Here is a 10,123-nt window from a genome sequence, read left to right on the forward strand (position 1 = left end):
ATCCGCGCCCTGACACGCCTGGCCACCCTCGCTAACATCCCCATCGCCCTGAACGCGGCCACCGCGGACTCACCACACCTCACCGGCAACTGCGGTGCGCTGCCCGCCCAGAGCAGCCCACTCACCCAGCGGTAGTGCCCGCCTGACAACGGCTACCGGGGCGCCGAGGGTCCGGGCCCCCTCTTGTGGCGACGGGGCACGCCGATGAGCGGAGCCTCGGCGCAACCGGCGCCTGCTCGCTTGGCCAACAGAGCAGACTATTTGGAGGGTGCCTCTACGTTGGCCTTCAGGGGTGCGGTGCGGCCCTCCTCGAGGTCACTGGCCGCTCGCTTCTCCTACCGGGCGGCCACGCCCGGGACTCCGCCCGCGACCTCTCGCCATCTGCGGCGTTGCACGGGACGTGATGAACAAGATCCTTACCAGCCTCGCCCTGAGTGGCATTGCCGTGCTCGCCGCTGCTACCGCCGCGGGGGCCCAGCCGGCAGCACTCCAGGACCCCGCACCCTTCTCCTGCGAAAACCGGGCCGATGGCAACTACCCCCACCCCACCAGCCCGACCAAATTCATGTCGTGCGTGGCGCAGGAGTACGCCTACGAACAGAACTGCTTCCCGACCTACCAGGGCGAGACGACGTACTACGTCGCGTCCGCGGACGCGTGCCTGACTGCGGCCGAAGCTCGGGAGCAGTCCCTGCCCATCCCGTTCTGAAGACTGTTCATCGCCGACGGCCAGGAGCTCATCGGTTGCCCCGAGCGGGAGCGCGACTCCTGGCTCAACCGGATCGAGGTCCAGTTCACCGCCCTGCGCTACTTCACCCTCGACGGCACCGACCACGCCGACCACGCCGACCACAAGGAACAGGGCAGCATGATCCGCCGTTACATCATCTAGCGAAACCGCCACGCCGACGACCGGCGCCTACGCGCCGTCATCGACAGGGCGAACGTTGCCTGACGCGGCACTAGATTGCTGGGGACTCGGGCACGTCGGGTTCACCCGGCCCTTCTGAAGCGGATAAGACCCCGTACGTAGGCCGCCTGGTTTCCGCTCTCGCAGGCTGATCATTTTTCGCAAGCGTCGCCTGGTAACGGTGCAACTCGGCCCGCGCTTCAGCTGATGGCTCACCGTCTACCAGCTCCTGCCTCAGGCTTTCTCACCGGCACTGGCTTGACGCACGCCCCGCCATGACGCCATCACACATTCAGGGGTAAGTGATCGAGTTGGTGGAAGCGAAGTAGATCTCGGCGCCAGCGCTGTTGTACATGGTGAATGTTGCGTATGCCGTCAGCCCAGTGAAGCGCGAGGCATCGGCGGTCACCTGTTTTGAGGGAGTCTCGCCGCAGGGCCTGAGACTGGTGGATGCCACCACCTTGCTAGAGGACCAGAGGGCAACGCGGTAGCCAGCACAACCCGCGGGAGGGTAATGGACGGTTGCTTGCCCAATGAACGTCGAACTGACCAAGGCCAGGCATAGCCTGGAATCAGAGGTCATGGCGGTGCACTGCTGCTCATTAACTGCCGTCCGCGCGGGGGATGAAACCTCCGTAGCCTGAGGGGAGGATGCAGCAGCCGGAACCGATCCTGCCCCTAGGGTCAAACTTGCGGCACCGAATAGTGCCAAAAGTAAACGACGCATAACTCTCCTCAATTCCTTGCAGTACCCTGCTGATGACTCACGAGTCTGACCTCCGCAAGTCCTGTCCGCAAGGCCACGATAGGACAATTTCAGGTCAGTTCATGGGGGTGGTACTCAAATGAGCATTTTCAGCGGTAGCTCTCCAGGGTGAGGATGGCTTTGGCTGCAGTGGTGAGCCAGGTCGGGCTGCAGCGCGCTTTGCGGAAGATCCGCCAGGTCTTGAGACGGGCCATGCCTCGCTCGACGGGGTAGCACAAGCGGGCGTGGGCGGCCTTGTTCAACGACTTCTGGCGAGGGCTGAGTTCTTGGCCGGGGCGGCGCCGTCGGCCGGTGGCGAAGGTGCCGTCGGCTCCGAGGTAAGCCAGATCAGCCAGGGCCGGGATGCCCAAGCGGCGGCACGTGGCGATGATGCGGTGTCTGCGGGCCGCGGTGAGATCGTGGGCGGCCGGGCAGCACCCCGGAGATCCACAGGATCGTGCCGTCCGGATCGGTGATGACCTACACGTTCACTCCGTGGCGGCGGTGCTTTCCCGAGTAGTCGCCGCGTGCGTCACCCACCCGGTCGCACTCCGCGAGCGTGCCGTCGACCAGCACATACTGCGCTCGCGCCTTCGCCTCGCGCAGGGCCCGGGTCAGCCCCGGCGCCCTCTCGGCCAGAAGGGCCACGACGGAGCGAACGTAGGAGTGAGCGGTACCGACGCTGATCCGGAAACCGGCCGCGATCTGCGCAAGGGTGGTGTGCTGACGCAGGTACACCAGCGCGACAAGCGCACGCTGGTGCGGAGGCAGCTTGCACCGCCGGTCACCCTCACGGAGGACGATCAGCATCGTCACCGCCTCAACCAGGGCATGCGGCAGGTCGAGTGCGGCAGGATACGTAAGCAACGGGGCTCCCCGGCGACAGAGGCGAGACGTCAGATACCTCCCTCAACTGCCGGGGAGCCCTGCTCGTTCTGCCTCCACGGCCCACCGCGGACATCACCCGATCGGTGGCCACGCAGACCAGGCAGGCGGGCACCACCCCGATGTCCTCGCCGCCCAGCGACGCGAACGAGCCCGCGTCCGCAGCGAGAAAGGCGGGCGACAGACAACTCCCAACAGCGACCTGACATCCAACCCGGCAAAGGTTCGCGGTCACAGCACAGCAACAGGAGCAAGAGCGACAAGGACCCCGCGGAGTGGCTGCCCTCGGACGGCTCCTACCACTGCACCTACGCCGCGACCTGGGCCGCCACGAAGCTCCGCTTGGACCTCGGCGTCGACGACGCCGAAGTCCAAGCGCTCCTCGGGCTCGCCGAGGACTGCCCCACCACCACTGTCGTCTACGAAGCGGCCCCGTAACCGGCGCGGCCGGCCCGCGTGCGGGTCGGCCGTCGGTGCGTCGGTGCGCAGGTCAGAACTTGAGCAATGTGCCGCGCCAGGTCCATCCCGCGCCGAGGACCACCCGCTGCAGGGGGGCCCTCATATCCTGGCTGCTGAAGCGGGACGTTTCGGTCTTCTGACGGCGGCCATCGGGGCCCGCTGTGGTTTCCCACTGGCGGTACACCTTGTCCGCCGGCCCTCTGCCGTACTGGCGGCGGGCATTGTCGGCGGTGGGCTCCCACCGTTCCTCAAGGACCCGTAGCTCATGCGCGTCAGGGTTCAGGCGCATGCGGGTTTTCAGGGTCACCTCGATGGCGGGGAGCTCAAACTCCGCCACCAGGTCGGCCTTCTCTTTGGCCGTGCCCTCGCGAACGGTGAACCGTGTGTGGGGGCCGTTGAGAGCGAGCAACGCGGCCCGGAGCTCTGCGGCCGGGTGCGGACGGGTGCCGGTACGTGGGTGTTTGGTGCCGGTCCATTTGTCGGTGAAGCGGCCCATGGTCATGCCTCCGGCCCGGTGTCGGGGCGTACGGTGCGTACGAACTGTTGGAACTCGGGCAGGACGGTGTCGTGCTGGGCCGCGGTGGCGGTCAGTGTCAGGCGGATCATCGCGTGTCTGCGGTGGTCGGTGACGTCCTGGAGGTTCAGGTACACCTGGGACAGGACGAGCTCGCGGCGGGCGGTGCCGGCGGTAGCCGTCAGGTGGATGCGCTGGATCAGCACCGGTGCTTGCGGTGAGCCCGTCTCGATGCGGGAGACCACCTCGACCGGGTCCGCGAGGTCATGCAGCTGTTGCACGGCGCTGTCGGCGAGTTCGGCAAGGTTCTGCTCTGGGGTCAAATGCTGGCCGGCGATGGTGATGCTGGCCGCGTAGCCGTCGTCGGGGTGGGGGTGGACGGCGGCGAAGGCCACCTCACGGGTGTCGAGGCCGTCCGGGCGGGCGGGGAGCCAGCCGTCGGGCAGCCGGAATTCGATCGGTACGGGCAGCGGTGCGGGCATGCGGGGTGTTCCTTCCTCGGTGGTGTTTATCAGTCGAACCAGCCGCCGACCGTGTCGGCGGCATCGCCCAGGGCGCCGGCCGCGTCACCGAGGGCGCCGGTGACCTTGCCGGGGTCGACGGTGATCTCCAGTCCGACCTTCCCGCCCAGGATCGGGGACAGGCCGGCGTCGCCGCCGATCTTCCAGACGCCGGTCTCCTTGTCCTTCTTGTATCCCCACCAGGCTTCCGCACCGGGCCCGGCCCATCCCTCGGCGTTCACACCGACGCCGATACCGAAGGCCTCCGCGCCGCCGGCCAGGGTGGCCTTGGCTCCGGCGAAGGCCTTCGCCCCGACGGACACTTCTTCCTTGGTCGCCTTGGCACTGACACTGGCCTCGGCGCCGGCGAACCCTTCGGCCCGGCCGTAGCCACCGACGTAGCCGTACTCGGCCCGCCCCTCGGCAAGGCCCCGCACGCCCGCGGACGCCTCGGCCTTCGCGTTGATGCCCTGATCGGTGAATCCGTAGTTCGCGCTGGCCCTGGCTCCGCCGTAGATGTCGGCGATCCCCGACAACGTCAGGTCTCCCTCGGTCATCGACCCCTTCGCGGTTTCGTGGAATCCGTCCGCGTACGCCTTGACCGAACCCTCCTTGCCGTACTTGGGGCCGGTCACTGTGACGCCGGTACTGCTGTCCGGGTTCGTCCCGACGGCGGCATCATCGGGCTTCATCGCCTTGGCCAGGTCGCTTTCCGCGCCGGCGTTGAACCCGCCGATCGTTTCATCGGCGCCCTTGCCGAACGCGTCCTTGTTGCTGTCGACGCTGGCCCGCCCGAGGGCGACCTTTACACCCTCGTCGAGCTCCGCGACCGCTTTCACCCGGTCATCAAGGTGCTGCTGCCACTTGGTGACCGCGGTCCGGATGGACGCCTGCCCATCGGGATCATGCTGGTAGGCGCTGCGCTCGGCCGGGGTGAGTGCCGCGTAGTCGAAGGCGACGCGTCCTTGCTCGGAGACACTCATGCCAGCCGCTACCGCGTCGTCCCGGGCGCTTTCGAGTTTCGTCTTCAGGTCGGTGAACTTCTCGTGCGCCTCACGCAGGAGACTACCGATCGCCTTGGCCTGGATCTGCGCGGCGGAGTACTCGTAGCGCGTCGCCGCGAACTTCGTGTGAGCGGCCCCGGCGCTGAGGCCCTGCCAGTTCGAACCCATCGTGATCTTCTGGACGGTGTCGCCGTACCGGCGCTCGACCTTGGCAATCTCACCGGCCATCGCCTCCCAATCGGCGGCTGCCGTTGTCAGAAGGCCGAAATCCGTGGTCATGACCTCGTAGTACGTCAACATCGCGGGCCCCTACAAACCGTCGAGCTTGGACTTCGAGGTCAGGAACTGGCTGCCCAGACCGGTGTCGTTACGCACGAAAAGCCCCGACGAGCCGCGCAGCGCCGCCTTCTCCGAGGACAGCCGGCCCATCAGGGCTTTCACCTGCTGGTCCCAGGTGTCCGCGACCTTCTTCAGGCCCGCAGCCGTCTCCCACCCGTCGAAGCCCTTCTGAGCCGCGCCGGTCGTTCGGTCCGCACGTTCGGAGGCCTTCTTCGTGTCCGGCTCAAGCTCCGACTCGATCACGCCCGCCGCCGCCTGCTTCTCAGCAGGCTTGGAGGCGAAGTCCGCGGGCCTGCCTGGGGTAAAGGGGTCCGTGGGCACGCTGTTCAAGTGCATAGCAGCATTGCCGTCAACAGCCACCGCGCGGTCGCGGCTCCATTCCTGCCCGAAATCCAGTGCCATGTTCAGTCCCCCGTCCGAATTGCAAGATCATAGACCCGTCGCCCGGCGGAGCCCCGACCACCCCCGACTCGGCCCCCGGCTGCGGACGGTCAGCGAGGCGGTTGAGGGTGTGCAATCTGTCCATCACTGACTGCGACCGCTTCGTCGCCGCTTGCCCGCGAGCGGCCCGGGTCGTTCTGGAAGGCACTTTGACCGGCTCCGGGATCGCTGGAACCGCGGTTGGCACCGAGGTTGGTCCGGGGCGTCCAGCGCAGGGCGGGGATGCCGCGTCGGGATTCTCCAGAGGATCGTGGGCCGCCGGCAAGGGGCTTCTACCGTCCGGCGAGTGGGGGTGGAACGTCTGACGACAGAGTCAGCGCAGGTCGAGCAGCATCACGTCGTGGAGGTCGGCGCCTGTCCCCCACGGCCTCGCCTCGCCGACCTTGCGGTATCCCCAAGCCCGATAGGCAGCCGACGCCGCCTTGCTGGCCGGGTGGACGTTCAACAACACCCGCTCGGCCTCAATACCGTCAAGCAGCGTCTCGTGCAGCCCCCGCGCGATGCCCTGCCCGCGCCACGGTCCGCGCACGGCGAGTTCCATCAGCCCGAAGGTGCGGGATCCGTCCTCCCGCCGCATGTCGTCGGCCACCGGCACAGTCAGTTCGTCCCACCAGCCCGTGTCCGCGCTGAGCGGGCAGCCGTATGCCACACCGACTGGCTCGCCGCCCCCGGCACGGGCCAAGGCGGCGCGGAAGGCCTGCCTACGGGTCTGGGCGGGGAAGCGGTGGAAGGCGGCGGCGACATCGTCCTCGGTCTCGTTGTAGGGAGGCTCGGCGAACGCTTCGGCATAGACCAGCCTGAACTCGTCCTCAGCATTCACCGCGACTGATCCGTCCATCCGCTCTATCGCGATGGCCCCCTGCTGCGTCATGTGATGCCCCTCGCTCTGTCCCGCAGATTCACTCGCCACACCATAAAGAAGATCCAGTAGCCAGCAAGATCGATCTCAGCACCGAGAGCAACCCCTGGGGAACGAAGAGCAGCCCTGGGGAGGACTTCGGGATCCGCATCACCCCCAACCCCACCGGCCTCAAGACGGGGGCGCCAGGTGAGCCGTGCACAGCCCTACCGATCCGCCTTCACTTCTCCTCACTGCCCGCGCCGTGGAGCTGGCCCGCCTCCCCAGATGGCTCCCGCTCGCCGCGTTGAGCCTGGCGGTCTTCGCGGGGTAGGCGGGGTGGGCAAGGTCGCGAAGGTGTTTTCAACAAAGCCAGTGAGTATCTCTCTGAGCGCAAGGTGGCGGTGTGGGCGCGGACCATGCCGCAAAGGGGCGCCGCCCACGCGGTTTCCCACGTGGGCGACGCCCCTTGCCAGGCGCGTCCGAATTAGCTCACCGTGCGGTCTTCGAACCGAGTTCGCCGGGCTTCTTCGGCACCCACGGGTGCACGGCGGTGGCCTCCTCGGGGGCAGGCTCGTCCATAGTCACGCGCCAGACGTCCTTGCCGTCCACGCTGGTGGCCCGGACCTGGATCTGCTTGATCTGGCCGGTCTCGTGCAGATAGAGCACAACCTCCTGCCGGAGCGAGCCCTCGTCGTAGAACTCCGCGGTCACCTTGCCCCGGGCACCCTTGGCGAATGCCGCGATCCAGTTCTCGGCAGTCTTCTCGGGGACGCCCTTGTCCTCCTTCTCGGCCACCAGCGCCGCCAGCTCGCCCACCTTGCCGTCGGCGATGCGCCACACCACCTGCTGGGTGATACCAAGGGATCCGGTAGAGGGGTAGCCGACCACGGCGAGCGGCGGGTGGCTGCCGTAGTCGCCGGCGTACGCCACGTCTTCGGCATCGTAGGCCGAGGAGCAGGCGGTCAGCATGCCGACGGCCGTCGCGAAGACGGTCACGGCCCGCAAGGCCGGTCCTGGCCTCATCGAGACCTCGGCCGGAGCGCGCCGACCTCGACGATCGGATTGGGGCCGGTCCTGTTCCGAGCCATGATCGCCGCGAGTGTGTCGTGGGCGTTGTAGCCGTGCTGGGCGACACGGACGACGCCTTGATTGTTGCCGGTCACGACCGCTGTGTGGTTGTACACACCGTCGTCCTTCTTCCAGGTGAAGAACAGGATGTCTCCAGGGCGAAGATTGTACGACCTGTTCACGTAGCCGGGCTGGCGGTAGTTGAACATGTGCACGAACAGGTTCTGGGCCGCTGACCAGGTGTGGCTGTTCTTCTTCAAGGACGTCCAGGAGGTGTTCCGCCACCAGGCGCGGTCCTGCCAGTACGCCCAGTGACGCATCTTCATGCCGCCACCGTTGTAGAGGCCAGCACGTCGTGAATCGCGAAGACCTGACTGCTGCCCTCGAACGACATACAACCGATGCCGCCCATAGGGCTGCCCTGGCCTTGCGGGCCGGGGCAGCCTTCGAAGTGCGCGCAAGGACACGGCAGCTGTAGTTCGTGAGGTGTGAGGTTCCTATCATGCGATGGCCACTGCTGTGACGTTGTTCCAGTGGCGGTGGCAGGCCGTCGCGCGATGCTGGTGTCGGCGACGCCAGTTCGACCAGTGCAGGGCGTGTGCCGGATCGGTGTCCTGGCGGGGCCTTGGCAGGGCCAGGACCCGGAACAGCGCGAGGAGTTCGCGCGGGCTGACGGACACCATGGCCAACTCGTCGTCGGGGTCGGCGGGGTGGGCGCGTTGCCGCTCGTGGAGGGCGCCGGCGGCCAGGAGTGCGTAGGCGATCATTGACATGAGGCTCCAGCGGTGCCAGGACGTCCAGCAGGTGACCTGGCCAGTGTCGAGGTGGGCCAGGCCCTTGGCTCCCTGGAAGTCCTCCTCGACCCGCCACCTGCGGCAGACCGCGCTGACCAGCGCCGATATCGGCTGCGGGTCGGGGTGCCAGGTCCGGTAGAAGGAAAGGGTGCCGGTGCGGCGGTGGCGTCGGACCAGGACCTGGCTGTGCCCAGCGGCCTGACCGGGCGGGGCGTCGTCGGGGTTCACGTCGATCATCGCCCAGACGTAGAGCCGCTCGCCCTTGGTGCCATGGCCGGTCCTCAGCCCCATCCAGGCCCGCTTCGGCACCCGCTCCAGCAGCGCGGTCACCTTCGTCTTCCCGCCGCCCGGGGTGGTGACCGAGTGGCTGGTGAGTACCGCGATCGCGTAGCCGTAGCCCAGCGCACGGATCCGAGCACGCAACTCCCGTCCGCCGTAGACCTCGTCGGCGGCCACCCACGCGGTGCGCACCCCGGAGGCGTGGGCGTCCTCCAGCATGTCGCCGGCCAGCTGCGGCTTGGTGGCGAACGCCCTCTCGTCGGGCACCCCGACCAGCTCACGGCGCTCGTCGTCCGCCGCCCATGCCTCGCCCAGGTACAGCCGACGGTCGACCAGCGCGTGCCCCTCGGCACTCACGTAGGAGAGGTGTACCGCGACCTGGCACAGCCGATCCCGCCCAGCGCCCCGGCGTACTGCCGGGCCGCGCCGACCGCGTCGAGGGACGACTTCTCATCACCCGTCTCGTCCACCACCAACATCACCTCCCTCTCGCCAAGCTGCTCCACCGTCCAGGCCGCGACCGACCGGCGGATCACCTCGGTGTCGAAGCGGGCCCTCGACGAGAAGTGCTGCAGGACATGCGGACCGCTGTGGCCGATCGCCTCGGCCAACGACCAGCAGTTCGCCGATTCCTTGACCATCAGCAGCCCAGAGACCATGTTCCGGCAGGTCAGCCGGGTCTCCCGGCGCGGGAAGCAGCTCGCGAACCGACCCATCAACTCCTCGAACGGCCCGTCCCACCCGGCGTGTATTACCGTGCCCTGCGAGGCCACCGCTTCTTGATTCTTCGTCACACAGATCACGATGCCGGTACAGAGAGTGGATCAGAACCGCATTTCAAGGCCATTGACAGCCACATAACCCTGCTGACTTGCGAAGCCCTCGGGGCTTGCTTGAGCCGGATGCGCTGAAAGGCGCACGTCCGGCGCTTCATGGTCGCCCACGACCCCATCGCCGAAGCCTGCGACGTCTGCGACGCTCGTAGGACCCTCACCGCAGATCAGACAGCCGTTGACGGCACAACGGCGTGACGGCACTTTCGCCGCGCTTCTGGACGCGCGTGCGGGCGCAGGGGCCCGCACGGACTGGCGAAGGACCTGACGGCCGTCCGCTTGCCCCGACTGGTCACGGCTGTCGTACCGGTCTGGCACAGTCGGGATCGTGATGATGCAGCTCGGTGGACTCGCCGTAGTCGCCTTCGGGGCGTGGGCCGCCCTTAGGTTCTGTTTCCTGGATCTCCTGACGTGATCATGCTGTCTGGTTCAGGCTGGTCAGCATGGTGGGGCGGGGAGATCTGACGAACGCGGAGTGGGAGCGGCTGGAGCCGTTCCTGCCCCGCGGTGG

10 protein-coding genes and 2 pseudogenes are annotated in these 10,123 nt (G+C 67.5%); 2 read left to right on the forward strand and 10 right to left on the reverse strand.

Going from position 1 to position 10,123, the window contains the following annotated elements:
• The first annotated feature begins 403 nt into the window (after nucleotides 1-403).
• Together OTB20_RS38045 and OTB20_RS42625 are read left to right on the forward strand one after the other, a co-directional pair.
• A complete protein-coding gene (locus OTB20_RS38045) occupies nucleotides 404-709 on the forward strand; it encodes a carbohydrate-binding module family 14 protein (protein ID WP_267824510.1) in 306 nt (101 codons plus the stop codon).
• A 57-nt stretch (nucleotides 710-766) separates the two neighbouring features.
• Nucleotides 767-955: pseudogene (locus OTB20_RS42625) on the forward strand (IS630 family transposase); the annotation flags it as partial.
• An 810-nt stretch (nucleotides 956-1,765) separates the two neighbouring features.
• Here the strand turns inward: OTB20_RS42625 and OTB20_RS38050 are convergent.
• From OTB20_RS38050 to OTB20_RS38095, 10 genes and pseudogenes are all read right to left on the reverse strand, one after another.
• Nucleotides 1,766-2,522, reverse strand: a pseudogene (locus OTB20_RS38050) (transposase family protein).
• 508 nt (nucleotides 2,523-3,030) lie between these two features.
• Nucleotides 3,031-3,501, reverse strand: coding sequence for a hypothetical protein (locus OTB20_RS38055; RefSeq protein ID WP_267824511.1), 471 nt, complete (start codon nucleotides 3,499-3,501; stop codon nucleotides 3,031-3,033).
• Nucleotides 3,498-3,995, reverse strand: a complete 498-nt coding sequence (locus OTB20_RS38060; protein ID WP_267824512.1) for a hypothetical protein — start codon at nucleotides 3,993-3,995, stop codon at nucleotides 3,498-3,500. Before OTB20_RS38060 ends, OTB20_RS38055 begins: the two co-directional genes overlap by 4 nt.
• Nucleotides 3,996-4,024: 29 nt before the next feature.
• Nucleotides 4,025-5,317 (reverse strand): hypothetical protein, encoded by a 1,293-nt coding sequence (locus OTB20_RS38065; protein WP_267824513.1) that lies wholly within the window; start codon nucleotides 5,315-5,317, stop codon nucleotides 4,025-4,027.
• Nucleotides 5,318-5,326: 9 nt separating this feature from the next.
• The gene (locus OTB20_RS38070; protein WP_267824514.1) at nucleotides 5,327-5,758 is read right to left on the reverse strand and encodes a hypothetical protein; all 432 of its coding nucleotides are present in this window, start codon (nucleotides 5,756-5,758) and stop codon (nucleotides 5,327-5,329) included.
• A gap of 352 nt (nucleotides 5,759-6,110) precedes the next feature.
• A complete protein-coding gene (locus OTB20_RS38075) occupies nucleotides 6,111-6,668 on the reverse strand; it encodes a GNAT family N-acetyltransferase (protein WP_267824515.1) in 558 nt (185 codons plus the stop codon).
• A 459-nt stretch (nucleotides 6,669-7,127) separates the two neighbouring features.
• Nucleotides 7,128-7,643: a hypothetical protein gene (locus OTB20_RS38080; RefSeq protein ID WP_267824516.1), complete on the reverse strand. Its 516-nt coding sequence runs from the start codon at nucleotides 7,641-7,643 to the stop codon at nucleotides 7,128-7,130.
• A 14-nt stretch (nucleotides 7,644-7,657) separates the two neighbouring features.
• Nucleotides 7,658-8,173: an amidase domain-containing protein gene (locus OTB20_RS38085; RefSeq protein ID WP_420716578.1), complete on the reverse strand. Its 516-nt coding sequence runs from the start codon at nucleotides 8,171-8,173 to the stop codon at nucleotides 7,658-7,660.
• Between the two features lie 33 nt (nucleotides 8,174-8,206).
• Nucleotides 8,207-9,136, reverse strand: a complete 930-nt coding sequence (locus tag OTB20_RS38090) for an IS701 family transposase (protein WP_420716579.1) — start codon at nucleotides 9,134-9,136, stop codon at nucleotides 8,207-8,209.
• On the reverse strand, nucleotides 9,133-9,573 hold the full coding sequence (locus OTB20_RS38095) for a transposase (protein ID WP_267824518.1): 441 nt from the start codon (nucleotides 9,571-9,573) through the stop codon (nucleotides 9,133-9,135). The genes OTB20_RS38090 and OTB20_RS38095 overlap by 4 nt, the downstream gene beginning before the upstream one ends.
• Nucleotides 9,574-10,123 lie beyond the last annotated feature (550 nt).

The organism is Streptomyces sp. H27-H1 (genome assembly GCF_026627445.1).
Classification (GTDB): domain Bacteria; phylum Actinomycetota; class Actinomycetes; order Streptomycetales; family Streptomycetaceae; genus Streptomyces.